Raw genomic sequence first — 26,319 nt, forward strand, 5'->3', positions numbered from 1 at the left:
GGAGCGGCGACGGCGGAGGTGTCACACCGGTGCCCTAACCTTCCGGGCATGACGGCGGAACCGGTGACCACGCAGCAGCCCGCGACCCCGGCCGAGGTGCCGGCGACGGTGCGGGCCTCGCTGTCGCCGTCGCGGGCGGCGGATTTCAAGACCTGCCCGCTGCTCTACCGGTTCCGCAGCATCGACCGGCTGCCGGAGCGGCCGACCGTCGAGCAGGCCCGGGGCACGCTGGTGCACGCCGTGCTGGAGCGGCTGTTCGACCTGCCCGCCGGCGCGCGCACCCCGACGGCGGCGGGCGACCTGGTGGCCCCGCAGTGGGACCGGCTGGTCACCGAGCAGCCGGAGCTGGCGGGGCTGTTCGCCGACGGCGACACCCCGGCCGCGGCCGAGTTCCTCCGCTCGGCCGCCGCGCTGTTGGAGGGCTACTTCGCGGTGGAGGACCCGCGCCGGCTGGAGCCGGCCGAGCGGGAGAGCCTGATCTCGGCGGTGGTCGACGAGGAGCTGCTGATCCGGGGCTATCTCGACCGGCTCGACGTGGCGCCGGACGGCGCGCTGCGGGTGGTCGACTACAAGACCGGCGGCGCGCCCCGGGAGGCGTTCGAGGCGCGGGCGCTGTTCCAGCTCAAGTTCTACGCGCTGGTGCTGTGGCGCACCCGGGGCGTGGTCCCCCGGGTGCTGCGGCTGCTCTACCTCAAGGACGCGGAGGTCTGCGACTACGCCCCGGACGCCGAGGAGCTGCTCCGCTTCGAGCGCACGGTGGTGGCCCTGTGGCGGGCGATCGAGCAGGCGACCGCCCGGCAGGACTTCCGTCCCCGGCCGAGCCGGCTCTGCGACTGGTGCAGCCATCAGGCCCTCTGCCCGAGCTTCGGTGGCACCCCGCCGCCGTTCCCGACGCAGGTGGCGACGGATCCGCTGCGCGACGCCCGGTCCCGCCCGGCGGCCCCCGGCGCCGACGAGTGACGCCGCCGCACGCGACGCGGCCCCACGTCGTCAGGGGGATACCCACGGTCGACCGGTGGCGCAGCGACCGCACGGACCGGTGAGCGACCGGGTGCGCGGGCCGGCGGACCACCGGGCGCACGGCCCGGGGAGCCGGCGGGCGCGAGGGCCGGCGAGCCGCCCGGGTGCCCGGATCGGGGAGCCGGCGGGCGGCGGGCGGGCCCTGGCGCGGTGGAGGCGGTCTCCTCCTCAGGGATGAGGCCGGGCTCACCGTCGGCGACGATCAATCCGGCGTGGCGGCGGCTAGCGTCGCGGTATGACTTCGGGCCCGAAGGCGTGGCTGCGCCGGCACCCGCTCGCCGCGGACGCTCTCCTCGCCGTCGGGCTCGTCGGGGCGGAGATCGTGTTCACCTTCCTCACCCCCCGCGATTACTGGCCGCCGCACCTGCTGGCGACGCTGGCCTGGAGCCCGGTCTGCGCCGCGCCGGTGGCGCTGCGCCGGGTCGCGCCGTGGCCCGCCGTCGCCGCGGCGGTGGCGACGCTGGCGCTGCCCGTCCTGCTCGACCTGACGCCGGCCGCGCAGGGCCTGACCTTGCTGGTGCTCACCTACACGGTGGCCGCGACCCGGCCGCTCCGGACGGCGGTCGCGGCGGCCCTGGCGCTCTGGCTGCCGGCCGCGGTGGTGAACGCAACCGCATCCCTGGACGGGGTGATGGAGGGCGTCAGCTCCGCGTACCTGGTGGTGAACAGCTTGCTGACGGGGGCGGTGTCGTACTCGGTGGGCCGGGCCGTGCACGGGCGCCGGGCCGCCACGGAGGCGCTGCGGGAGCGGGCCCGGGCCGCCGAGGAGAACCAGCGTTCACTCGCCGAGCAGGCGGTCGCCGACGAGCGCCGCCGCATCGCCCGGGAGCTGCACGACGTCGTCGCGCACCACGTCAGCGTGATGGGGGTGCTGGCCACCGGCGCCCGCCGGGTGCTGCCGAAGGACCCGGACGCGGCCGACGGGGCGATCGCCACCATCGAGGCGACCAGCCGGGCCACCCTGCGGGAGCTGCGCCGGCTGCTGGACGTGCTGCGTACCGACGCCGAGCCGGCCGCCGACCTGGCCCCGCAGCCGGGACTCGCCGGCATCGAGGCCCTGGTCGACCAGGTGCGCGAGGCCGGCCTGCCGGTGACGCTGCGGGTCGAGGGCACCCCGGGGGCGCTGGAGGAGGGGGTGGCGCTGACCCTCTACCGGATCGCCCAGGAGGCGCTGACCAACGCGCTCAAGCACGCCGGCACGGCCACGGCGGAGGTGCGGCTGACCTTCGACGAGGGCGCGGTCGGCGTCGAGGTGGCCGACACCGGGCGCGGCCCGGGGCCGGGCGGCGACCGGATCGGGCACGGCCTGGTCGGGATGCGGGAACGGGTCGCCCTCTACGGTGGGGTCCTGCGCACCGGGGCACGCCCCGGCGGCGGCTTCCGGGTTTCCGCGCGGATCCCGGTGGAAGGCCGTGGCGCGGTGGCGGCATGACCGGCTCGGGGGCGTACGGGAGAATCGCGGCCGGGCCGCGGAACGGGGTGACGGCGTGGCCGGGGACCAGGGACGGGGGCAACAGGTGACCGAGGCGACGGTGCCGGCGCGGCGGCCGGTGCGCATCCTGCTCGCCGACGACCAGCCGTTGCTGCGTACCGGCTTCCGGATGGTGCTCGGCACGGAGGACGACCTGGACATCGTGGCCGAGGCCGGGGACGGCGTCGAGGCGGTGGACCTGTCGCGCCGGCTGCTGCCCGACGTGGTGCTGATGGACATCCGGATGCCGCGGATGGACGGGGTCGCGGCGACCCGGGCGATCGTCGACGCCCGGCTGCCGGTGCGGGTGCTGATCCTGACCACCTTCGACCTGGACGAGTACGTGGTGGGGGCGCTGCGGGCCGGGGCGAGCGGCTTCCTGGCCAAGGACGTGCCGGCCGACGACCTGGTCACCGCGATCCGCACGGTGGCGGCCGGGGACGCGGTGGTGGCGCCCCGGATCCTCAAGCGACTGCTGGACCGGTTCGCCGACCTGCTGCCGGACCCGGCGGCGGCCCCGCCCAAGGGCCTCGGCGCGCTGACGGAGCGGGAACGGGAGGTGCTGGTGCAGGTGGCCCGGGGGCTGTCCAACGCCGAGATCGCCCGGGCGCTGTCGGTCAGCGAGACCACCATCAAGACCCACGTGGGGCACGTGCTGACCAAGCTGGGGCTGCGCGACCGGGTGCAGGCCGTGGTACTGGCGTACGAGTCGGGTCTGGTCCGCCCCCGGGCGTAGTGGCGCCCGCCCTGGCTGTTTTCGCAGGCGTACCCGAAGATTCCCCGCGGCCGGGAGGCGCCGTTGCCGTCGTCACCTACCGTGACCGGAGATGGCGCGGCGCGGTTGACCCTGACGTGGCGTCACTGTGCAGGATCGGTCCCCGACGGGCGGGAAATGCGATCGACCGGACGCCGGGTCAGGGGCAACCCTGAGCCGGGGTCGGGGGCACCCGCACCGCGAAATAGGCACCGGCTCCGCCCGGAGTCGGACGGATCGGCGCCGACAAGCACCGATGATGGAGACTGCCGCGCCGGACCAGCGGGGGCGGGGCGGATATCAAAAACAGACGGAAGAGGTAGATGACGTGACCGCGACGGTAGGCCAGCAGGCGCAGGCCGCGGCCCGGGCGAACGACGTGTGGAAGGTGTACGGCAGCGGCGAGGCGCAGGTCATCGCGCTGCGGGGGGTCAGCGCGGAGTTCGAGCGGGGCCGGTTCACGGCGATCATGGGCCCGTCGGGCTCGGGCAAGTCGACGCTGATGCACTGCCTCGCCGGCCTCGACTCGGTCACCCGCGGCACGGTGTCGATCGGCGACACCACCGTCACGGGCCTGGGCGACGCGGGCCTGACCAAGCTGCGCCGGGACAAGGTCGGCTTCATCTTCCAGCAGTTCAACCTGCTGCCGACCCTGACGGCGAAGGAGAACATCCTGCTGCCGCTGTCGATCGCCGGGCGCAAGCCGGACCCGGCCTGGTACGACACGGTCATCGCCACGGTGGGGCTACAGGACCGGCTGGGCCACCGCCCGGCGCAGCTCTCCGGCGGGCAGCAGCAGCGCGTGGCCTGCGCCCGCGCGCTGGTCTCCCGCCCCGAGGTGATCTTCGCCGACGAGCCGACGGGCAACCTCGACTCCCGCTCCGGCGCGGAGGTGCTCAACTTCCTGCGCAACTCGGTGCGTGAGCACGGGCAGACGATCGTCATGGTCACCCACGACCCGACCGCCGCCGCGTACGCCGACCGGGTGGTCTTCCTCGCCGACGGGCAGATCGTCTCCGAGCTGATCGAGCCGACCGCCGACACCGTGCTGGACACGATGAAGAAGCTGGACACCCCCACCGAGGTGGCCCGCTGATGTTCCGGGCGACTCTGAAGAGCCTGCTGGCCCGCAAGGTCCGGCTGATCCTCTCCGGCCTGGCCGTGGTGCTGGGCGTCATGTTCGTCTCCGGCGCGTTCGTGCTCACCGACACGCTCGGCCGCTCGTTCGACTCGATCTTCGCCGACGCGTACGAGGGGGTGGACGTCAACGTCGCCGCCAAGCCGAAGATCGACGTCGCCGAGGCCGAGGGCATGCAGGCGGCCCAGCCGTTGCCGGCGGCCACCCTGGACAAGGTCCGGGCGGTGCCCGGCGTGGCCGAGGCGACCGGCGTGGTCGGCGTCGACGGGGCACGGCTGATCGGCAGCAACGGCAAGGTGGTCACCTCGTTCGGTCCGCCGCAGATGGGCGAGAACTGGACCGGCGAGAACGACCTGGTGCAACTGCGCGAGGGACGGGCGCCGCAGGCCGACGACGAGATCGTGGTCAACAAGGCGCTGGCCACGGCCGGCAAGGTGAAGGTCGGTGACCGGGTCGGCGTGCTGACCCTCCAGCCGAAGCAGGAGTTCACCATCGTCGGCGTCTTCGGCTACAGCGGCGGCCGGGACTCCATCGGCGGCGCCAACGAGATCATGTTCACCACGCCCGTCGCGCAACGGCTGATGCTCGGCGCGCCGGACACCTTCAGCAGCATCACGGTCACCGCCGCCGGCGGGATGTCGGACGAGGCGCTGCGCGACGCCGTGGCCGCCGCGGTGGGCGCCGACTACGAGGTCAAGACCGGCGAGCAGCTCTCCGAGGAGGCGGCGGCCAGCATGAAGGAGGCGCTGTCCTTCTTCAACCGGATCCTGCTCGGCTTCGCCGCGGTGGCGCTGCTGGTGGGCACCTTCCTGATCCTCAACACCTTCTCGATCATCGTGGCGCAGCGCACCCGCGAGCTGGCGCTGATGCGCGCCATCGGGGCCAGCGGCCGGCAGATCATCGGGTCGGTGGTGCTGGAGGCCATCGCGGTGGGGCTGATCGCCTCGGTGCTCGGCCTCGGCGCCGGCATCGGCATCGGCGCGCTGCTGGCGTACCTGTTCAGCACCTTCGCCGGCGGGCTGACCCTGGCCGGGGTCGGCGTGCCGCTGTCCGCGGTGATCGGCGCGTTCGCCGTCGGCCTGGTGATCACCGTGGTGGCGGCGCTGCTGCCGGCGCTGCGGGCGTCCCGGATCCCGCCGATCGCGGCGATGCAGGACGTGGCCAACCCGGACCGCCCGCTGACCAAGGTCACCGTGGCCGGCGGGATCGTCACCGCCGTCGGCGCCGGGCTGCTGGCCCTGGGGCTGACGGGCAACGCCGGGGGCAACACGCTGGCCACCATCCTCGGCGGCGTGCTGTTCGCCTTCATCGGCGTGGCGCTGCTGACCCCGCTGATCAGCCGCCCGGTGGTGAGCCTGCTCGGCGCGATCTTCGCCTGGTCCGTGCCGGGCAAGCTGGGTCGGCTCAACTCCGGCCGCAACCCGCGCCGCACGGCCATCACCGCCGCGGCGCTGATGGTGGGCATCGCCCTGGTCACCGGGGTGACCGTGATCCTGGACTCGGCGAAGAGCAGCATCAGCGCGCTCACCCAGGACACGCTCAAGGCGGAGCTGGTGATCTCCGGGGCACAGAGCGGCCCCCGGCCGCCGAGCTTCGACTCGGGGGTGCTGGAGAAGGCCGCGGCGATCCCCGGAGTGCGCCTCGCCGACGGCGAGTACGGCGACATGGCGGTGGTCGGCGGCAAACGCACCTGGGTGGGGGCGAGCAGCGACGTCGCCGCACTGCGCACGATCTTCGGCGCCGAGGCCACCGCCGGGAACATCGACCGGCTCGCGCCGGACGAGATGCTGGTCAGCTCGGACACCGCTGAGTCGCGCGGGCTCTCCGTCGGCTCCCAGGTGCCGGTGCAGCTGGCCCGGGGCGAGGCGCGGACCTACACGGTGACCGGCATCTACGCCAGCTCCGAGCTGACCAACCAGGTGGTGCTGCCGCCGCAGGCGGCGCGCGACTTCGCCATCCCGCAGCCGATCCAGGGCTTCATCCAGCTGGCCCCGGGCACCCGGGTCGCCGACGTGCAGCCGCAGATCGAGGCGCTGCTGGCCGACTCCCCAGAGGTGTCGGTGGCCGACCGGGAGGCGTTCATCGACCAGCAGGCCGGCCAGCTCGACGGCCTGCTCACGATGATCCAGATCCTGCTGGCGCTGGCCATCGTCATCGCCGTGCTCGGCATCATCAACACCCTGGCGCTGTCGGTGCTGGAGCGCACCCGGGAGCTGGGGCTGCTGCGGGCCATCGGTCTGCGCCGGGCGCAGACCATGCGGATGGTCACCGTGGAGGCGGTGGTGATCTCGGTCTTCGGCGCGCTGCTCGGCGTCGCCGTCGGCAGCGGCCTCGGCGCGGCCGTGGTCGAGGCGCTGCGGGACGAGGGGATCACCGACCTGGTGCTGCCCTGGTCCCAGATGGGGGTCTTCCTCGGCCTGGCCGCGATCATCGGGGTCATCGCCGCGGTGCTGCCGGCGGTCCGGGCCGCCCGGATCAACGTCCTGGGCGCCATCGCCCACGACTGACCCACCAGGCACGACGAGGGGCCCCGCCGACCGGCGGGGCCCCTCGTCGCGTCAGACGCCGGCCGGCGGCGCGCCGAGCAGGGCCGCCAGCAGCTCCAGGTCCGCGCCGGTCAGGCTCTCCAGCTGGTGTACGCCGTCCAGCCGCCCGATCGGCACCTCCGCCGGCACGGCCAGCACCGCCGCGCCGGCGGCGAGCGCGCTGGCCACCCCGGTCGGCGAGTCCTCGATCGCCACGCAGCGGGCGATCGGCACGTCGAGCAGCCGGGCGGCGGTCAGGTACGGCTCCGGGTGCGGCTTGGCCGCGTCGACCTCGTCGCCGCAGACCACCACGTCGAAGCTGTCCCGCCCGAGGGTGTCCAGCGCGACCTCCACCAGGGGCCGGACGCTGGAGGTCACCAGCGCCGTCGGGATGTCCGCCGCGCGGACCGCCCGCAGCAGCGTCAGCGCGCCGGGACGCCAGCGCAGCCCGGTGCGGAACAGCTCCAGGATCCGGGCGTTGATCCACGCCGCGCTGACGTCGGGGTCACGGTGCGGCTGGCCCAGGTCGTCGTGCAGAATACGCATCGACGCGGCCATGCTGGTGCCGACCATCGCCTTGCGGGCCGCCTCGGAGAGGGTGGCGCCGTACTCGGCCGCCAGCTCGCGCAGCGCGACGTCCCACAGCTTCTCGCTGTCGACCAGGGTGCCGTCCATGTCGAAGAGCACGGCGGCGGGGTGGTGGCTGCTCAGAACATCCTCCCTCGGGTGGCGTACCCGGGAATCCTCTCAGCCGGGACGCCGGCGGCGCGCCCAGGTGCCGCCGGCGTGACCTGGCCGACGGGTTGCGGGCGGCGTCGAGGCCGGACGACGCCGGTCGCCGTCGCCCCGGTGCCGGGCGAACTTCGGGTCCCGCTCAGCCGAGGCCGCAGGCGCCCAGGGACTGCTCGTAGCCGCGGAAGAAGGCCTCGGTGCGCTGCTCGGCGGTGCCGTGCGAGCCCTCGGCGAACCATGGCTGACCGGGGTCGTCGCCGACGGCGAGCAGCCCCTCGCGGAACTCCTCCAGGTCGCCGTCGTCGAGCTCCAGCGCCCCCGAGCGCACCGAATCACCCAGGTACGCCCCGGCCATGCAGTCGGCCTGGAGTTCCTGCTCGATGGTGAAGCGGTACTGGATGCCGAGCCGGGTCTGGATGCCGTGGGCGTACTCGTGGCCGAGCAGGTAGAACACGAACGCGTCGCCTACCTGGCGGAACGCCCCGACCGACCAGTTCACGTCATAGGCGATGAAGTCGCCGGCCGAGCAGTAGATCGCGTTGTTGCGCGGCAGGACCTGCCCGCCGCAGGACACCTCGCCGTCGCGCTGGTACGGGACGACCTGCCGGATCGGGCGGAACCGTTCCCCCGAGGCGCGGAACCGGTCGGCCCAGTACCGCTCGGCGATGCGCCGCGCGTCCGTGACGTCCCGCTGGAACTCCTCGACGCTGGTGGTGCCGTCGGCGCGGGTCTGCGCGGCGCCGGGCGGGGCCGTCCCGTCGGGGTCCTGCCCCGCAGGCTCGGACGTCCCGCCGACCACGCACCCGGCCGCCACGACGAGAGCCACCGCGAGGCCGGCGAGCGCGCTCGGCGGCCGGCGTCCCACGCGCGTCGTCACTGCGCCCTCCCGGCTTCGGCGATGCCGTGTGCAGTACCCCGGCGGTCCGCGGGTCATGCCCGGCCGCAGCCCGCGACGCCGGTCGGGCATGCCCGCGCCGCCCGCCTCGACGACGCCTGAGCCCCACCGCCGGGGCCGGGGTGGTCAGGGGCTGGCGGCCAAAAACACGAACGCGGCGAGCAGCACCAGGTGCACGCCGCCCTGGAGCACGGTGGCCCGCCCCGGCACCACGGTCAGCACACCCGTGACGACGGTGAGGGCGAGCAGGGTGAGCTGGGTGCCGCCGAGGCCGAGCAGGAGCGGCCCCTCCAGCCAGATCGAGGCCAGCGCTATCGCCGGGATGGTCAGCCCGATGCTGGCCATGGCCGAGCCCAGCGCCAGGTTCAGGCTGATCTGCACCCGGTCGCGGCGGGCCGCCCGGGCGGCGGCGATCGTCTCGGGCAGCAGCACCAGCAGCGCGATGACCACGCCGACGAAGGACTGCGGCAGGTTCGCCCCGGCGACGGCGGACTCGATCGCCGGGGACACCGCCTTGGCGTCACCGACCACGGCGACCAGCGCCACCAGCAGCAGGCCGAGGCTGAGCAGGGCGGCCCGGTTCGACGGCGGCGCGGCGTGCCCGTCGGCATCCACCACCCGCCCCTCGGTGGTGACCGGCAGGAAGTAGTCGCGGTGGCGGCCGGTCTGCACCATCACGAACAGGCCGTAGAGCGCGAGCGACGCCACGGCGGCGAAGGCCAGCTGGGCGGGGCTGAACTGTGGACCCGGCCGGCTGGTGGTGAAGGTCGGCACCACGAGGCTCAGGGCCGCGAGGGTGGTCACGGTGGCCAGCGCGCCACCGGTGCCCTCGGAGTTGAACACCGCCACTTTGCGGCGCAGCGCGCCGATCAGCAGCGACAACCCGAGGATGCCGTTGCACGTGATCATGACGGCGGCGAAGACGGTGTCCCGCGCGAGGGACTGCGTCTTCTCGCCGCCGCTGATCATGAGGGTGACGATCAGCGCGACCTCGATGACGGTGACGGCCACGGCGAGGAGCAGCGAGCCGTACGGCTCCCCTACCCGGTGCGCGACCACCTCGGCGTGGTGGACGGCTGCCAGCACCGCTCCGGCCAGGAACGCGGCCACCACCACGACGACAGGACCGGGTAGGTCGCGTCCCCAGGTGAGGATCAACGCCACGACCGCGAGCAGCGGTACGGAGACGGTCCAGTCGGTCAGACGTGAGCGGAGCAGCGCGGCCATGCCCCAACCCTGCCAGGATTCACGATCATGTGACCACCGACCGGTGTACGCAGTGGCGATCGGCCCACCGCCACGCTGTCCAGGTGCGCCGCCGGCCCGAGCCGTCAGCCGTAGGTGGGCTGCTGCGGCCAGCCGGGCGGGGAGTCCTCCCAGTCCTCCTGGCGGCCGTACGGGGTGAGGTCGAGGATGCTGTTGACGAAGACGAGCCGGTCGACGCCGCGCGCCGTCGTGTTGTACGTCCGGTAGACGTCCGCGCCGTCGCGCAGGAAGACGCTGAGCATGAAGCCGCGCTCCGCCCCGCAGTCCGCCGCGAACGACGTGCCGTGCGACGAGACGAACGGCAGGGTCCAGCCGCGACGCGCCTTGTACGCCTCGATCTGCGCCAGCGGCATGTCCGACACGGTCGCCCAGCTGATCCCCCGCTCCGCCAGCCGCGCCAGCCCGGTCACGGGGACGCTGTCGGTGAACCAGGTGCACCCGGGGCAGTGGTGGTCGGGGCCGTTGTCCATGAACTGGTAGACCACGAGCTGGCTGCGGCCCTCGAACAGGTCGAGCAGGGTGGCCGGGCCGCTCGTCGGAGGCGCGCCGCGTCCCACCTGGACGGCGCCGGGCGGGCGACCGACCGGGGTGGAAAGCCATCCGTCCACCCCGGCGGCAACACCGACCGGATCCGCGGCGTCGACCGGCGCCGCGGATCCCTGCGGCGCCGCGGATCCGTCCGATCCACGGGACGACCCTACCGACGTCGCGCTGACGATGCCCGCCGCGGCGCGGACGGCAGCGCCGGTGTCGGCCCTGAAGGGACGGCGACGACGGATCGGCCGGCCGGCCCAGGGACCGGCGACGAGCGGGGCCCGACCCTCCCACGGGAGAGCCGGGCCCCGATCCGGTCGGACGGTCAGTCCGTGCAGGACGGCTGGTCGAAGTGCCCCGGGGTGCCGGGGAACGCCACCCCGGCGCCCTGCTCGCGGTTGTCGCGCGGGTAGACGTACGACAACTCGAGGAACGCCGAGGTGCCGGCCGTGGTCACGTCGGTCGCGCTCCGACCGGCGCCGGAGGCCCAGGCCAGGCTGGTCAGGAACTCCTGCATGGCCGGGCTGTGCTGGCGGACGTCGTTGAACCCGCCGTAGGCCGAGTTGCAGTGGGTGAACAGGTTGTAGGCGCCGTTCCAGTCGAAGAGCCGGTCACCGTTGTTCGGGCCGTTCGCCGTCACGTCACCCTGCAACACGTCCCGGTCCCAGCCGCCGTACATCCAGTCGGTGCCGTGGTGGTGCTGGTTGTCGGCCACGGCGTCGTTGTCCAGGTTCGTCATCTCGAACCAAAGGCACGGGTCGACCGTGCCCGAGGCCAGGTCCACGGGCCAGGCCCCGGCCGCGCAGTTGTCCGGGTACGACCCGCGGGGACGGAAGTCCAGCAGGTCGGAACTGAGCACCGCGGTCACGGCCGGGCCGTCGGTCGCCCCGGCGCCGCCGAAGAGGTGGTCGACGTACTGGTCGCTGTCACCTCGGGCGGCGGCGCTGAAGACGCCGTCCACCTGGCACTGCGGGTTGGCCGCGTCGAGCACCGGGTCGCAGCCCTTGCCGCCCCACAGCACGTCCGACCCCTCCGACCCGAACAGCTGGTCGCCGCCGCTGTCGCCGTTGGCGACGTCGTCACCGAACCCGGTGTGGATGTTGTCCGCCCCGGCACCGCCCCGGACGCGGTCCCCCGAGCCGGCGGTCAACCCCGAGTGCGGCATCGGCGCCGAGGTGGAGCTGCCGATCCAGGCGTCCCCGTCGGTGTCGTGCAGCAGATCCACGCGCCGGTCGTAGGCACCGGCCCGGAATCCGGTGTACGTCTCCTGCGGCACCGACGACAGCGTGGTGGTGAAGCCCAGCGCCGCCACGTCGTCGGGGTTGAGGTACTGGCTCACCACGCCGCCCCGGTCGCCGAGGATGGCGTCCCGGCCGTCGTCGCCGTACAGGGTGTCGGCGCCGAGCTCACCGAGGAGGTCGTCGTCGCCGTCGCCGCCGCGGATCGTGTCGTCGCCGTCCTGGCCCCAGACGCCGTCGTTGCCGGCGTCGCCGTAGAGCTGGTCGCCGCCGAACGCGCCGGCCGGCTCGCAGGTGGCCTGGGCGGTGGTGCAGAACCGGGTGGACGGGCCGGGCAGGGCCGGATCGTGGGTACGGGCCCGGGTGGCGTCGGCCGGCACGGCGCCGGTCGGGTACCGCTCGGTGTAGACCCGCTCGGTCGGGCTGCCCTGGACCACGGTCACGGTCCGCAGCAGCGACCCGTTGTCGCCGAGGAGCACGTCGTCGGCGCCGTTGCCCTCGATCACGTCCCCGGTGTCCCGGAAGGCCGGGGCCGAGCTGCCGCCGATCAGGTCGTCCTGCCCGGCCGGCGTGCCGTCGCCGACGAGGTCGGCCACGGCCGCCGGGTCGCCGGGCCAGCCCGGGTCGGGCAGCGGGACGATCGTGGCCCGTCCCGCCGCGCCGAGGGCGCTGTCCCCACGCAGGACGTCCGCCCCGCCGTTGCCCTCCAGGTAGTCGCCGTCGCCGTCACCGGTCAGGGCGTCGTCGCCGTCCTGGCCCCAGAGCGTGTCGACGCCGTCGCCGCCGCTGATCCGGTCGTCGCCGTACCGGCCGGCGGTGGCCGCCGCCCGGTCCAGCAGCACCACGATCCGCGGGCCGAAGAGGGTGCCGCCGGCACCGACCCGGACGGTCGCCGAGGTCGGCTGCTCGCCGGCGAGCGGGCGCAGCACCGCGCCGTTGTCGCCGATGACGGCGTCGGACCCGGGGCCGCCGAAGACGGCGTCCGCGGTGTCCGGCTGACCCGTGGTGGCCGCTCCGGTTCCGTCGTACGCGGTGCTGGAACCACCCACGAGGTCGTCGTCGCCGTGGTTGCCCTCGACCCAGTCGGTGCCGGGGCCGCCCTCGGCGAAGTCGGCGCCGCCGTCGGCGTGCACCCGGTCGGGCCCGCCCTGGCCGAAGATGACGTCGTCGGAGTCCCCACCGAAGATCAGGTCGCCGCCGCTGGTGCCGGTCGCCGGGGTGAACCCGAGGTCGAGCAGGGTGACCTTGCGCGGCGGGCCGGCCCGGCCCTGGGTCACCCGGGTCGCGTCGGCGTCCGCCGGCGCGAAGCGGGCGTTGTCCCCGGCGATCAGGTCGCTGTCGCCGTCACCGTGGAGCTGGTCGCCGACGTCGGGCCGGCCCGTGCCGGCGGTCGGCTCCTGGCCGGAGCCGCCGACGATCTCGTCCCGGCCGTGGTCGCCGTGGATGAGGTCGGCGCCGTTGTTGCCCTCCAGCCGGTCGTGCCCGACGTCACCGTTGATCCGGTCGTCGCCGAGCCCACCGTAGGCGAGGTCGTCGTCCCCGCCGCCGGAGATCACGTCCCCGGCGCCGGCCCCGGCCGCGTCGCCGGTCAGGTCCAGCGGGTACGGCCCGACGTCGCCGACGCGCGGGGTGCCGTTGTCGCCGACGATCCGGTCCGTCCCCTCCTCGCCGTAGAGGCGGTCTCCACCGTCGGCCGCGCCGGCGGTGCGCCCACCGCCGTAGAGCACGTCGCCGTCCCGGCCGCCGAAGACCTGGTCGCCGCCGGCGTTGCCCTCGGCGGTGTCCGCGCCGGTGCCGCCGAAGAGGCCGTCGTCGCCGGCGTTGCCGAAGAGCAGGTCGTCGCCGTCGTCGCCGTGCAGCTGGTCGACGCCCGCCGCGCCCCAGGCCCGGTCGGCGCCGCCGCCGAGGTGCAGGGTGTCGTCGCCGAGCTGGCCGCAGGCGCGGTCGTCGCCGCCGCCGAGGTCGGCCCGGTCGTTGCCGCCACCGGCCGAGACCACCTCGACCCCGGCGCCGCCGAGGACGAGGTCGGCGGCGCCCTGGTCGGCGGGGGCCGGCTGGGCGTCGGCGAGGGTGGCGTCGGCGCAGGTCTCAGCGGGCAGGTGCCGGTCGCCGAAGACCGTCGCGCCGCCGTCGCCGCCGATCACGTGGTCGCTGCCGAGTCCGCCGACGAGCAGTTTGGTCTGCGACTGCGTGCCCGCGGGCAGCGGCTCGTGGGTGACCTGGCGGAACGGACCGTAGCCGTCCGACCCGTCCGGCTCGCCGACCTGGGAGGGCTCGGCGATCACGTAGTCGTCGTCGGGGCCGCCGAAGAGCTCGTCGGTGCCGTAGCCGCCGACCAGCACGTCGTCGCCGCCGTAGCCGTAGACGCGGCCGGTCTGGCCGTTGGCCGAGTGCGAGACGACCAGGTCCACGCCGGCGCTGCCGTGCACGACGTCCTGGCCGGCGCCGGTGTCGACCTGGTTGACCAGCCCGGCGTCGCCGGTGCCGGCCTGGTCCGCGTCGACGGGGACGTCGGTGTCGTACGTGTGGATGGTGTCGTCGCCCCTACCGCCGTTGACGGTGTCCGCGCCGGCTCCGCCGACCAGCGTGTTCGCGCCGTTGGGCCGGTCGTCGACGAGCACGCCGAGCACGTCGTCGCCGCCGTTGCCGTAGACGGTGCTGGCGCCGTGCCCGACGGTGACGTGGTCGTCCGCGCCGGCGTGGTCGCCGGTGGGGGCGTCCAGGGTCGTCCAGTCGACCAGCCCGTTGAGGGTCTTGTCGCCGGCCCCGGTGCGCACGGTGGTGGCGCCCCGGTCGGTGCCGCCGAGGCCGCTGTCGCCGGCGACCACGTTGTCCCCGTCGCCGGTGGTGATGCTGTCCTGCCCGGCGCCGCCGGCGACCCGGCTGACCGTGCCGGCCGCCTCGGCGGTGACGATCACGTCGTCGCCGCCGCGGCCGTCGACGTACGCCGGCCCGGTCCCGGTGCGGATCCGGTCCTTGCCGTCGGAGCCGAGCACCACCGCGGTCTTGTCGAACGCGGAGGTCCTCGTGCCGTCGCCGCTGGTGTCGCCGTCGCCGAGGAGCAGCACCGACAGGGACGTCTTGTCCGGGTCGGCGACCTCGTAGCCGCGCCCGTCGACGACCACCCGGGTCAGGGCCGGGTCGAGGAACTCCTGCCGCCGGCCCAGGGCCTCCACCGCGAAGCCGTCGAAGTCGTCCGTGGCGCCCGGGGTGTCCGCGTCGGCGTAGTGCAGCGCGTACACCTTGACCACGTCACCTGCGTAGGTGTCGGCGCCGTTGTCCCACGCCTTGTCGCCGCGCTGGTCCTTGGTGCCGAACTTGCCGGCGAAGACGACCAGGGTGTCCCCGGCGGTGCCGGCGAGTTCCGGTGGCGGCGGGGAGCAGTCCGGTTGCGCCCGGAAGTCGAGCAGGGTCGCGTCGACCAGGGTGAAGGCGAATTTCTTCTTGAACAGGAACAGGTCGATGGTGACGTAGACCCGCAGGAAGACCGAGAGCCGCCCGCTGGTGGTGAACAGGCAGATCGGGTTGACCAGGAGCGCCTGGAGGAACTCGCTGGTGCGGAACTTCCCGTCGTTGTTCGGGTCGTTCCAGCTGAAGCCGACGGTGAGCTGGATGCCGCCCTCGATGCCGACCTTGACGATCAGCACGCTCACTTCGGCCCCGGCGGCGATCTCACCGCGCAGGGTGACCACCGGGACCGCCTTGCCGCTGCTGTCGGCCGTCTTGAAGTACAGCCCGTCGAGCAGGCTCACCGCGTCGACGGACGTGCCGTCGGTGGCCGCCTCGACCGCGTGTCGGATGCCGGCGGTGTCCAGGCCGGCGATGAACCGGGCGGTCACCGAGGCGCTGCCGGACAGCGTGACGAAGACCGGCGGCGGCGCGTAGACCGGGCCGAACGACTGCCGCCAACTGAAGCCCAGCGCCAGCGGGCCCGAGTCGAAGCTGATCAGCTCGACGTCCTGGCCGAGCAGCAGCCCGAACAGGGAGCCCGGGTTGTCGAAGATCGGGAAGCTGAAGCCCGTCTTCTGGGCGTTGCTCCTGCCGTCGGCGGCCGGGGTGAACAGCTTCTCGCCGTCGTCGCCCGCGGCGTCGTCGACGCGCGCCTTCACCTGGGCCCCGGAGGCCGGGTTGTACTCGGAGGTGCGGTCGATCAGGCTCTCGGCCGAGGCCGGCGAGACCTCCGTGGTCAGCGCCTTGGCGCTGTCCATCTTGAACCCGCCGAGCGGGATGGAGCAGCCGGAGTCGCAGTCGGGTATCCGGTTGATGAACGTGACCACGGCGCGGACGGTGTCGATGAAGTCGAGCTTCGGACCACCGTTGAGGGTGCTGAAGGTCTTGGCGAGCCAGACCAGGGTGATGTCGGGGCCGCCGGTGGCCTTCGACAGGTCCGACAGCACCGGGATCGGCGCGTACAGGGTGTCGATGACCGGCTGCAGCGGCCCGGTGACGGCCTTGAGCTTCTCCACCACCGGCTTGAGGATCTTGTCGAAGAAGGCGCCGGCGTCCAGGGCGATGTCGGTGAACGTCACCTTCAGCGGCGTGGTGACGCCGTCGCCCGTGGCGGTGAGCCCGCCCCGCTTGTGCTTCAGGCCCCACTGCAGGCCGAAGGTGGCGCTGATGCCGGGCAGCGCGGAGTCCTCGCCACCGGTGTCCACCGCCGCCGCCAGCTTCCAGTCGATCTTGACCTCGGCGGTGAGGTCGGTGGCGAGCAGCGAACCCAGGTCGGCGAACTCGGCCAGGGTCAGCCGGTCGTCCGGGTTGGCCGTGCAGTCGGCGGTGACGGTGGGGTCGAAGCAGCTCTTCTCCCCCGGCGAGCCCTTCAGGTCGATGCCGAAGTACGCCTTCACCAGCGGGTCGGTGGCCCGCTTCGTCGCCTTCACCTGGATGAAGGCGAGCTGGGCGGCGAGGTCGCCGGTCATGTCGAACTGGGCGCCGACCTGCACCTCTGGCGAGGTGTCCCCGTCGTGGGTGGGGACGTAGAAGCCCTCGTCCCGGTCCAGGACCAGGTCCAGGTGCAGCTTCCAGCCCAGCTTGGCCTGGATGCCGTCCGGGGCGCCCTTCTTCGCCTTCAGCGACAGGCCGGGGATGCCCAGGTCGAGCGGCACGTTGAGCTTGAGGCACTCGTCGGACGCGCTCGCGTCCTTACACCCGTCGGCCGCGGAGGGCGCGCCCTTGGAGGTGGTGAGCTTGATCCGGATCGCCTGGAAGTCCTCGGGCGCGCAGGGCGCCGTGACGCCGCTGCGGCAGCTGACCACCGCGCTCACGCCCGGGTCCAGGTCGGCGAGCACCTCGTTGAGGGCCGCCTGCACACCCGCGCTGTTGAGCGTGGCGTTGGCCAGCACCGGCCCGATCGCGGCCTTGACGTCCTCGCGCAGTTGCGCGACGAAGCGCTGGCCCTGCTGCAGGTCGTCGCCGACCAGGGGCAGCTTGCCGTCGAAGCTGGCCAGCCGCAGCGCCTCCTCGACCTTGGCCAGGTACCCGTCGATTCCGACGTTGAAGTCGGTGAGCTTGAGCGACAGGTTGGCGAAGCAGGAGTCGAGGTTCGGGATGCCGGCCGTGGGCGTCAGGTCCAGGCCGACGGTGAAGGTGAGCAGGTTGGTGTCGTCGTCCGGGTCGCAGTTGTTGACGAACAGCGGCGCCTTCGCGCAGAGCGGCACGTCCGCGCCGCCGATCCCGTCGCCGCAGTCGACGCCCGCGGTCGTGAACTTCGGCGTCAGCCCGAGCAGCCCGCTGATCGGCCCGTCCTCCGTCAGTCCGTTCAGGCCGACGCTCAGGTTGGCCTTCACGGTGGCAAAGTCGGGGTCCTTGCCAAGGTCGAGGGCGAGCGGCCCGACCCGCGCGGCGATCGCCGCGTCGGTGACCCCGCCCGCGACGGTGACGCTGGCCGAGGAGCTGCGGTCCAGCAGCGGCCCGGCGTTCAGTCGCAGGGGCAGCAGCAGGCCGAGCTGCGCCCGGGCGTCGACGTCGACCGCGAACGTGCCGGAGCTGTCCAGGGTGATCAGCTCGCGGTGGGCGTCCCAGGCGAAGTTGAGCGGCCCGCCGGTGTGGAACTTGCGCTTCCAGTCCAGCCCGAGCCGCAGGAACGGCCCGCCCGCGCGCTGGTCCAGGGTGAAGCTGATCCCGCTGTCCTCGCCGATCGCCGCGTTGAGCTTGTCGAGGGCGTCCTGGAGGTTGTCGGGGGGCGAGGCGAGCAGCTTGTCCAGTGCGTCGGCCAACTCCGGGCGCAGGGCGTACGCGCTGCCGTCGGCCGGCTTCGGCGTACCGGCCGCCTCGACGCGCAGCGTCTGCCCGTCGATCTGCTTCAGTACCCGGTACGCCTTGCTGCCGATCACGACGGTACGGCCCTCGAGCCGGGCGTCGAAACCGGAGTCGCCGTCGCGGGAGGCGTCCTTGAGCAGGAAGTTCGCCCCGTCGGCGACGAACGTGACGTCCTTGCCGACGCCGCTCTCGTCGGCGCCGAGCAGCTGCCGCGCGGAGCGGCCGAGCAGCGGGATCTCCTTGTCCAGCGGGCCGCTGCCGCCGGGCTGGGACAGCGCGACGTTGATCAGCCGCAGCGCCTCGACGACCACCGCGAAGAGCGCCTTCGGGTCGTCGGGGTTGAAGTCGACGGCGAACAACTCGGACAGCGCCGAGGTGTCCACCACCGGCTGCCCACCTGCCGTCCAGCTCACGTCGACGCCGATGCCCTCGCCGAGGGCGCCGGTGGCGCCGGGCACGCTGACCGTGACCCGGCCGGTGGTCTTCACCGACGACGACACGGCCAGCAGGTTCCCCGGGTCGGACTTCAACCGCGCGAAGAGCGTGCCGAGGCTGATCTCCTGCGCCTGCTTGAAGCTGACCTGGAGCATCCGCTCGCCGGCGGCGGCCGGGCCGACGGCGAGGTCGCCGGCCAGCTTGACCTTGAGGAAGCCGGCGGTGGCGAAGAAGTCCACCCCGGTGGTGATCGGGAAGTCGGCGGCGAACAGCGGCGTCGCCGGGTCCGTGCGCAGCAGCACCCGGTCGACGTTGGCCTTCGGGTCGGTGATGCCGTCACGCAGGTCGAGCACGAGCGTCACCGACGCGCTGTAGCGGGGCTTTACCTTGGCGAAGCTGGCCTGCGCGTTCGCCGCCCGCAGGCCGACCTTCTTGTCGTCGCCGACGGGCTTGGCGAGCGTGCCGGCCAGCTCGACGGCGCCGATGTTCGGGCTGGAGCCGCTGATCACCCACACGCTGTCGTTCGGCGGCTGCCCGCCGATCCAGTCCTGGGTGAGGGTGACGGAGTTGGCGGTGTTGGCGGCGACGGTGCCGGCGGAGGTGCCGGCCACCACCCGCTGGCCGACGAGCTGGCCGGGCGTGAACCGGTCGCCGCTGACGCTGAAGCCCTTGGCGGCGAAGGTCGCCCCGCGCCCGGACAGCTCCGCGGCGCCGGGGTCGAGCGGAACCTCCACCGTGGACTCCCGCTCCAGCTTGACCCGGAACACCAGCTTGTCGTTCTCGAAGGAGAGGTTGTCCACCGGCAGCCCCTCGGCGGCGAGCAGGGCGAGCAACTGCTGGATGGAGCTGAACTTCGGCTGCCCGGCCAGGGCCGGGTCGTCAGTGTCCGGGTCGAACTGCGGGTCGTCCGGCCGCGGGTGGACGTACTTGCGGAGGAAGTCGGTGAGCTTCTCGTTGACCTTCACCGCGTCGGCGAACGTGCCGCGCAGGAAGGGCAGGTTGAGGTTGCCGGCCGGGCCGCTCTGTTGCACGCCGCTGAGCAGGGTGGCGAGCTGCGCGAGCCCGGAGGCCAGGTCCAGCGGGCTCATGTTGCGGAACTTGGCGATCGTCTCGTCCAGGCCGGTGGTGGTCACCGTGGGGGTGCCGACGGAGATGTCGTTCCAGTCGACGTTCACGGTCGCCGCCACGGCGGGCAGCGCGAAGGGCGCGCCGGAGACGGCCGCGCCGAGCTTGACCACGCCGTGCACCGAGCCGGGGCCGGGCTCGGTCTCGGTGTCGGAGATCTTCCCACCACCGGAGTTGTCGAGGGCCACCTGCAACAGGCCGGCGAGAGAGCCCGCCGCGCCGAGTTCGCCGGTGTTCGCGCCGGCGGCCGTGTCGAAGGCGAGCCGGCCGTCGCCGTTGGGGTCGGTCACGGTGACCTTGAGGTGGGTCCGCGCGGTGAGGGTGCTGCCGGCGGTCAGCGTGACCCCGAGGATGCCGACCGAGGCGGTGGCCTGGTCGAGGTCGGCGCGCAGCCGCGCCGCCGCGTCGATGTCGATGCGCGGGGTGTCCCCGTCGCGCACCAGGTAGGTCTCCCCGGCGGCGGTGTGCCGGGCCCGCAGGTGGAGGGTCGCCCAGCCGGTGACGCTGACCGCCTTGTCCAGCGTCACCCCGGCCAGGGTGAGGTCCTTGTCGACCACTTCGCGCTTTGTGGTCAGCAGCACGTCCAGCAGGTGGTCGCCGCCGCTGGTGCTCACCGAGCTGGTGAGCCGGGTGCCGCCGCCGAGGTCGACGTCGTCCTTGGTCAGGCCGCTGGCCAACGCGTCGGACGCCCTGTCCACGAGGGTGTCGGCGTCGACGAGCGCGCCGGGGCTGACGCCGAGCAGAGGCAGCGGCTGGCCGAGCAGCCCCAGCTGGGAGAGTCCGCCGTCGGCCCAGGCGGCCGTGCGGGACATCAGGTTCTTGAACCCGCTCTCCCACGCCTCGTCGGCCTGGGCTGGGGCCGCCGTCCACACCAACCCCATCGCGGCGGTCACCGCCGTCGCGATCGCCACGGCTAGCAGCCGTCGTAGAGCCACCATGAGCCACCTCGTTCTTCCGATGGCCGTCACCGACGGCGCTGGTCCGCGCCAGCACATCGATCGCGGGAAATGCTCACAACTCGTGTGTCGGCATGGTGACAGTGCGTCAGACCGAACGGTCGGCACCACCGGACCGGGTGGCCCGGGAAGACTGTGCTGCGGGCCGTACCGCCCGGCCATGTCGCGCCCGTCCCCGCCCCCACCGTCACCGCCACCCCGGCCGAGGGACGCGCCAGCCATCGGCCTCGGGGTGCGTCCCCGTTTCTGGCACCGTCGGAGGAGCCGCCCGTACCGCGCCCGGTGAGGAGACGATCGTGGGCCACGCCGCCGTGCACCACCGGACCGTCAACGTCGACGGGATCAGGATCTTCTACCGGGAGGCCGGGCCGGCGGAGGCCCCGGCGGTGCTGCTGCCGCACGGCTATCCCGCGTCGTCGTTCCAGTTCCGTCACCTCCTGCCCGCCCTCGGCGACAGGTGGCGGGCGATCGCGCCCGACCAGCCCGGCTTCGGATACAGCGACGCACCCGAACCGGCCCGGTTCGCGTACACCTTCGACGCCCACGCCGAACTGCTCCGCCGGTTCGCCGAGACACTGGGCCTGACCCGGTACGTCATCTACCTCCAGGACTACGGCAGCCAGTTCGGGCTGCGCCTCGCGATGTCCGCGCCGGAGCGGGTCGCCGGCCTGGTCATCCAGAACGGCGACATCTATCCCGACCAGCACGGCCCCAAGTACGAGCCGCTCAAGCAGTTCTGGCGCAGCCCCACCGACGAGGGCCGGGAGCGCCTCGCCGCGGCGGTCGGCGAGGAGGGCTTCCGCAGCGAGTTCCTGGGCGAACTGCCCGACCGGCTCAGGGACCGGGTGAGCCCCGACCTGTGGCGACTCGCCGCGGCTTCCGCCGCCACCCCGCAGCGCCGCGCCAATCTGGTCCGCCTCCTCGCCGACCAGGGCAGCACCGTCGCCTGGTTCCCCCGGCAGCAGGCGTACCTGCGCGACCATCAACCGCCGACGCTGATCGTCTGGGGACCGCACGACGGCTACATGCCCGAGGGTGCCGCGCGCGCCTATCTGCGCGACCTGCCCAACGCGGAACTGCACCTGCTCGACGGCGGGCACTGGCTGCTGGAGACGCACCTCGACGAGGTGGTCCCACTCGTCCGCGACTTCCTCGGGCGGGTCCATCCCTGACCACCCACGCGGCCGCACGCCGCACCCCGCCGGGCCGGTCGGCCCGACGGAGTCCGCTGAGTGGTGGGCTCCCAGGCCAAGGCGAGCACCTCGGCCTCGCGGTGTCAGACCCAGTCAGCTCGCCAGCCCTGGCGCTACCTGCGCATACGTCGTGACCGATGGTGTCCGTGGTCGGCCGTGGTCGGCCTTCGACGGCCTGGACGCCTTCATCGGGGCGGGCAACATCGGCCTTGCATCCGGTACCTGGGTACAGGCTTACCGTCTAGGTATGAGCGACCAACACATCACGACGGACAGCGCCTGGGTGCCTGATGCATGCACCCTGCCGACGGCGGAACGACCGCTGCGGCTCGCCGAGTTCGATCAGTTCTTCCGCGACGCGGTACGGGGGATCGACCGGCTGTCGGCGCAGCATCTGCGGTTGCAGCTCGCCGGTGCCGTGCAGGCGGAGGAGACGGCGCGGGATCTGACGGCCCGGGAGTCGTCCTGCTGCTCGTTCTTCACCTTCGACCTTTCCCGGTCCGGCCCCGACGCGCTGGCGTTGGACGTCCGGGTACCGGCAGCACACGTCGACGTGCTCGATGGCCTCGCCGATCGTGCCGCGTCAGCGACGGACCTACGGTGAACGACTCACGGCTCCGCAGCGGCCAACTGGCCGACGCCGCCGGCGTGAACGTGCAGACCCTGCGCTACTACGAACGGCGTGGCCTGCTTACCTCCCCGCAGCGTTCCCCGGGCGGGCATCGGCTCTACCCCGCCGACTCGGTCACCCTGCTGCGGGTGATCAAGACCGCCCAGCGTCTCGGCTTCACCCTCGACGAGGTCGCCGACCTGCTCGACACCGGCCGACACCGCCACGGCAGCCGGCCCGACACCGGCCTGATGGCGCGGGCCAGAGAAAAGCTGGTCGAGGTGGAACAGAAGTTGGCCGACCTGACCGTCATCCGCGACACGCTGCGGGCCGCCATCGCGGCCGGCTGCGACGACCTGGTCGCCTGCGCCGGCAACTCCTGCTGTCCCCTGCCGTTTGCTGAACTCGCCGGAAGGAACGATCGTGCCGACCATTGCTGACCGGCTGCGCCGCCTGCTCCCCTCCGGCATGACGGGCCTCGCGGCGACCGCCTGCGCCGCCTGCTGCGTACTGCCGCCGCTCCTCGCCGCCGGGATTCTCGGGGGTGCCGGGTGGGCCGCGGTCAACCGCTTCATGCCCGGCGTCGCCGTCGCCCTGGCCGTGCTCGCCGGCCTGTCCTGGTGGTGGGCCAGCAAGCGCACCCGCACCGCCGGCTGCGCCGGCGGCAACTGCTCCTGCGGCCAGCCCGACCAGCACGACCGGGAGGTGCTTCCGCTACGGTCCGACGCATGACGGTCGCCCGCTCGATCCTGCTGTTCCTGCTCGCCGCGCTCGCCGAGATCGGTGGCGCATGGCTGGTGTGGCAGGGCTGGCGCGAGCACCGAGGGCTGCTGTGGATCGCGGCCGGAGTCATCGCGCTCGGGTGCTACGGCTTCGTCGCCACCTTCCAACCCGACCCGAACTTCGGCCGCGTCCTCGCCGCCTACGGCGGCGTCTTCGTCGCCGGCTCCCTCGCCTGGGGCATGGTCGTCGACAAGTTCCGCCCCGACCGCTACGACATCATCGGCGCAGCCATCTGCCTCGTCGGCGTCGCCGTCATCATGTACGCCCCTCGCAGCGGCTGATCCCTGGTACTCCGCGACCCAGACCTTGAAGCGGAACCACGAGTCGCTATCCCGCGACCAGCGGCAACGGTGGTCGGCACCTGCTCGGCCCCTGCCCGTGACCGGCTAGATCAACGGCTGCGTCCGGCACCGTCGGGCCGCGCGTCGCCCACCGTCGCCGTGGCAGCGTTCAGCACGGCCCGGAGCGGGGCGTGTGGAAACCTGTCGCCCGTGCCGGTGTCCGGCCCTAGCCGGGTGCTGTAGAAGGGTTCGTCGTGGCGGTCGTCCTGACGGGCCCACAGGTTGCCGGCCTCGTCCCGCTGCCAGATGACGTTCTGACCACGGAAGTCGGCGCGTTCGAGCCAGTCGGCGCCGCACGGCCAGTAACCCTCCCACTGCGGAGGGCGCAGTGCGGCGTATGCCTCGTCGACGGCGGCGACGGCCTGGTCCACGTCGTCATCGTCAAAGACGGCCGCGAATCGGCACAGCAGGGCCAGCGGCGCCCCGGGGTGCTGTAGCTGCGGATCCCGCGCGGCGATCGCCCGGCAGATCAGGTCGAGCTCGGACCAGCGCAACGCGTACGGGTGCCAGTGTGCGAGATCGTCCCATCCGAGCTCGGCCGGCTCGGCCGAGTCAGGGGTGGTGACCTCCAGGCTGTAGGAGTCGACCGAGGCGTCCATGCTCAGGACGACGTGGTGGCCGTCGCCGACCTCGAAGGCCACGTCGAGCGACGAGTCGTCGGAATCCTCATCCGCATCGTCGTCATCGTCGTCGTCCAGCAGGTCTTCGAGGTCACCGAGCCGATCCGCCCCCGGTCCCTCCTCGTGGGCGAAGGTGTACCGCGCCCAGAACACCGGATCACGCAATGACTCTTGCAACACTGATGGAGCCGCCACCACGAGAACTATAGGGACCGCACGAGCGGCATCCCGACCGGGGCCAGCGGCGTGGTGGGCCTCTGCCATGGGCACACCCTGAGACTGGACGCTGGTCCAGAGACAGGTCAGCGGCTGCCATAAGGGGGCGGCTGGTCGTGCGCGCCAGCGGGAGAGGTCTGTCGAGGGACCTGTCCCGGGGGCGGCTGACCGCTCGCCACCGGGGATCGTGCGAGCGTGCGGTGCTTGCCGGGGCTCACGCCGTGGATCCGTTTGAAGGCCGCGCTGAAGCCGAAGGCGTCCGCGTACCCGAGCCGGCGCGCCACGGCCGCGACCGTCTCGGTGGTCTCGGCCAGCATGTCGGCGGCGAGTGTCATTCGCCAGTCGGTCAGGTAGGTCAGCGGTGGCTCGCCCACCAGTTCGGTGAACCGTTTGGCCAGCGTCGTGCGGGACACCCCGGCCCGGGCGGCCAGGGAGGCGAGCGTCCACGGCTCACCCGGCGCGTCGTGCATGGCGCGCAGCGCCGGGCCCACCGTGCCGTCGCTCAGCGCCCGATACCAACGGGGTGCCTCGGCGCCCGGCTGGTCGAACCAGTCCCGGATCGTGCAGACCAGCAGCCAGTCCAGCAGACGGTCCAGCACGATCTGCCGACCCGGGCGGCACCCGCCGAGCTGGAAGTCCAGATAGTCGCGGAGCGATGAACAGTCGTGTTCATCCGGTACGACCAGCACCGGCGGGAGCACTCCGAGCAGCCGCTGCGGCGTCTGGCTCCGGACGTGGTACGCCCCGGCCAGCAGCACCATCTGCTCGGCCGGGCCGGTGTCCGGTGGCTGGGCCACCAGTGACTGGCCACAGCTGACGTCCCGCAGCTCGTCCGGCCGGAAGCTCGACCGGGGCTCGGCGGAGAAGACGAACGGTTCCGGTCCCCGCACCACGACGGCCTCGCCGACCCGTACCAGAAGTGGCTTGTCGCTCTCGGGGTGGACGATCCAGCCCTCGCCACGCAGCGGCACGCAGAGCGTCAGGGGCGCGCCGTCGGTGAACCGCAGCGCCCACGACGGTGACAGCACCGACCGACCGAAGGCGGCACCCTCCGCGCGTACGTCCCGCAGCAGACTGTCGAACGGGTCCATTCCTTCACGATAGGGCGCGGACGATCACACATGCCCGGCGTACGACCAGCCATGTCCGGCCGGCGGTCGGGCCGGTTGACTCGTGGCCATGACGAAAGAAACGACCGAGATCCTCGTCATCGGGGCAAGCGGGAAGACCGGACGCCGGCTGGTGCGCGTGCTGCGGGCGGCGGGCGCGCGCGTCCGGGCGGCTTCCCGCTCGGGCGAGGTGCGATTCGACTGGACGCAGCCGACCACCTGGCGGCCGGCCGTGGAGGGAGCGTCGGCGGTCTATCTCATCGCTCCGGCGGACCCCGAGACGGCTGACGACTTCGTGTCGCGGGCGGTGAAGGCGGGCGTCGGCCGGTTCGTGGCGCTCTCCGGACGCGGAATCGACAAGATCGACGGGGATTTCTCGCCGAGCATGGTGGCCGCGGAGCAGGCCGTGCGCGACTCCGGCGCGGAGTGGACGATCATCCGCCCGAACAACTTCAACCAGAACTTCGACGAGGACGTGTGGCGCCAGCCGCTGGCCGACGGCCGCCTGGCCCTGCCGATGGGCGCCACGCCGGAGCCCTTCATCGACGCCCAGGACGTCGCCGACGTCGCCGCGACCCTGCTGACCGAGGACGGCCATCACGGGCAGGTGTACGAGCTGTCAGGCCGCCACGCGCTCACCTTCGCCGAGGCGGTGACGACGATCGCCAGGGCGGCCGGTCGATCCATCCGGTACGTGGAGTTGACGCCGGAGGAGTACCGGACCGAACTGCTCGCCGAGGGTTACTCGACGGCCGACGCGACGGCGCTCAACGCCATGTTCGCGGGGATGCGCGCCGGGTATCTCGCCGAGCCGACCGACGCGGTGCGGCGACTCCTCGGACGCGACCCGATCGACTTCGACGCCTACGCCGCGAGGGCTGCCGCGGCCGGCGGATGGTCGTGACGCAGCCGGGACAGCAGCCGATCCAGTAACCCAGCCCGGGTGAGTCGACGGATGAGCCGTGGACGGTGGTTGAGGCGTTGCTGCCCGCGCCGGGTCGGCGTTCGGGTCCGGTGGCGGGATCACCGGCAGGTGATCAACGGGATCTGTGGAAGCTGCTGACCGGGACGTGGGATCGGATCCTGGCCCACGCGCACGA

The 26,319-nt window shown here is 73.1% G+C and carries 18 protein-coding genes; 11 read left to right on the forward strand and 7 right to left on the reverse strand.

Annotation, left to right across the window (positions count from 1 at the left end; translation table 11 throughout):
- Window positions 1–48 precede the first annotated feature (48 nt).
- The 5 genes from ACGF5G_RS13085 (at window position 49) to ACGF5G_RS13105 (ending at window position 6,890) form a co-directional block, all read left to right on the forward strand.
- Window positions 49–960 carry a RecB family exonuclease gene (locus tag ACGF5G_RS13085; RefSeq protein WP_393262174.1) on the forward strand — a complete coding sequence of 304 codons (912 nt, stop codon included), beginning with the start codon at window positions 49–51 and terminating at the stop codon, window positions 958–960.
- 295 nt (window positions 961–1,255) lie between these two features.
- Complete coding sequence (locus tag ACGF5G_RS13090; RefSeq protein WP_393262177.1) at window positions 1,256–2,452, forward strand: sensor histidine kinase; 1,197 nt, start codon at window positions 1,256–1,258, stop codon at window positions 2,450–2,452.
- A gap of 85 nt (window positions 2,453–2,537) precedes the next feature.
- Complete coding sequence (locus ACGF5G_RS13095) at window positions 2,538–3,227, forward strand: response regulator (RefSeq protein ID WP_393262180.1); 690 nt, start codon at window positions 2,538–2,540, stop codon at window positions 3,225–3,227.
- A 346-nt stretch (window positions 3,228–3,573) separates the two neighbouring features.
- A complete protein-coding gene (locus tag ACGF5G_RS13100; RefSeq protein ID WP_350704290.1) occupies window positions 3,574–4,341 on the forward strand; it encodes an ABC transporter ATP-binding protein in 768 nt (255 codons plus the stop codon).
- The gene (locus tag ACGF5G_RS13105) at window positions 4,341–6,890 is read left to right on the forward strand and encodes an ABC transporter permease (protein WP_393262183.1); all 2,550 of its coding nucleotides are present in this window, start codon (window positions 4,341–4,343) and stop codon (window positions 6,888–6,890) included. Before ACGF5G_RS13100 ends, ACGF5G_RS13105 begins: the two co-directional genes overlap by 1 nt.
- A 51-nt stretch (window positions 6,891–6,941) precedes the next feature.
- Here the strand turns inward: ACGF5G_RS13105 and ACGF5G_RS13110 are convergent, their stop codons facing one another.
- From ACGF5G_RS13110 to ACGF5G_RS13130, 5 genes are all read right to left on the reverse strand, one after another.
- Window positions 6,942–7,595, reverse strand: coding sequence for an HAD family hydrolase (locus ACGF5G_RS13110; RefSeq protein ID WP_393262186.1), 654 nt, complete (start codon window positions 7,593–7,595; stop codon window positions 6,942–6,944).
- A gap of 187 nt (window positions 7,596–7,782) precedes the next feature.
- Complete coding sequence (locus tag ACGF5G_RS13115) at window positions 7,783–8,574, reverse strand: neutral zinc metallopeptidase (protein ID WP_393262625.1); 792 nt, start codon at window positions 8,572–8,574, stop codon at window positions 7,783–7,785.
- 87 nt (window positions 8,575–8,661) lie between these two features.
- On the reverse strand, window positions 8,662–9,762 hold the full coding sequence (locus ACGF5G_RS13120; protein WP_393262189.1) for a calcium:proton antiporter: 1,101 nt from the start codon (window positions 9,760–9,762) through the stop codon (window positions 8,662–8,664).
- A 104-nt stretch (window positions 9,763–9,866) separates the two neighbouring features.
- A complete protein-coding gene (locus ACGF5G_RS13125) occupies window positions 9,867–10,409 on the reverse strand; it encodes a DUF899 family protein (protein ID WP_393262192.1) in 543 nt (180 codons plus the stop codon).
- A 251-nt stretch (window positions 10,410–10,660) separates the two neighbouring features.
- Window positions 10,661–20,326 (reverse strand): calcium-binding protein, encoded by a 9,666-nt coding sequence (locus tag ACGF5G_RS13130; protein WP_393262195.1) that lies wholly within the window; start codon window positions 20,324–20,326, stop codon window positions 10,661–10,663.
- Between the two features lie 317 nt (window positions 20,327–20,643).
- On the opposite strand from ACGF5G_RS13130, the gene ACGF5G_RS13135 reads away from it, so the two are divergent.
- From ACGF5G_RS13135 to ACGF5G_RS13155, 5 genes are all read left to right on the forward strand, one after another.
- The gene (locus ACGF5G_RS13135) at window positions 20,644–21,519 is read left to right on the forward strand and encodes an alpha/beta fold hydrolase (protein ID WP_393262198.1); all 876 of its coding nucleotides are present in this window, start codon (window positions 20,644–20,646) and stop codon (window positions 21,517–21,519) included.
- A 151-nt stretch (window positions 21,520–21,670) separates the two neighbouring features.
- Window positions 21,671–22,144, forward strand: coding sequence for a hypothetical protein (locus ACGF5G_RS13140; RefSeq protein WP_393262201.1), 474 nt, complete (start codon window positions 21,671–21,673; stop codon window positions 22,142–22,144).
- Window positions 22,141–22,590 (forward strand): MerR family transcriptional regulator, encoded by a 450-nt coding sequence (locus ACGF5G_RS13145; RefSeq protein WP_393262204.1) that lies wholly within the window; start codon window positions 22,141–22,143, stop codon window positions 22,588–22,590. The genes ACGF5G_RS13140 and ACGF5G_RS13145 overlap by 4 nt, the downstream gene beginning before the upstream one ends.
- Window positions 22,574–22,882, forward strand: coding sequence for a hypothetical protein (locus ACGF5G_RS13150; RefSeq protein ID WP_393262206.1), 309 nt, complete (start codon window positions 22,574–22,576; stop codon window positions 22,880–22,882). Before ACGF5G_RS13145 ends, ACGF5G_RS13150 begins: the two co-directional genes overlap by 17 nt.
- On the forward strand, window positions 22,879–23,214 hold the full coding sequence (locus ACGF5G_RS13155; protein WP_393262209.1) for a YnfA family protein: 336 nt from the start codon (window positions 22,879–22,881) through the stop codon (window positions 23,212–23,214). The genes ACGF5G_RS13150 and ACGF5G_RS13155 overlap by 4 nt, the downstream gene beginning before the upstream one ends.
- Window positions 23,215–23,324: 110 nt before the next feature.
- On the opposite strand, the gene ACGF5G_RS13160 is transcribed toward ACGF5G_RS13155, so the two are convergent.
- Window positions 23,325–24,158 (reverse strand): hypothetical protein, encoded by an 834-nt coding sequence (locus tag ACGF5G_RS13160; RefSeq protein WP_393262212.1) that lies wholly within the window; start codon window positions 24,156–24,158, stop codon window positions 23,325–23,327.
- Window positions 24,159–24,196: 38 nt separating this feature from the next.
- Complete coding sequence (locus tag ACGF5G_RS13165; protein WP_393262215.1) at window positions 24,197–25,201, reverse strand: AraC family transcriptional regulator; 1,005 nt, start codon at window positions 25,199–25,201, stop codon at window positions 24,197–24,199.
- Between the two features lie 88 nt (window positions 25,202–25,289).
- On the opposite strand from ACGF5G_RS13165, the gene ACGF5G_RS13170 reads away from it, so the two are divergent.
- Entirely contained in the window at window positions 25,290–26,123 is an 834-nt protein-coding gene (locus ACGF5G_RS13170; protein ID WP_393262217.1) for an NAD(P)H-binding protein, read from the forward strand.
- Window positions 26,124–26,319: the final 196 nt, after the last annotated feature.

Source organism: Micromonospora sp. NPDC047730 (genome assembly GCF_043204765.1).
Lineage (GTDB): Bacteria > Actinomycetota > Actinomycetes > Mycobacteriales > Micromonosporaceae > Micromonospora.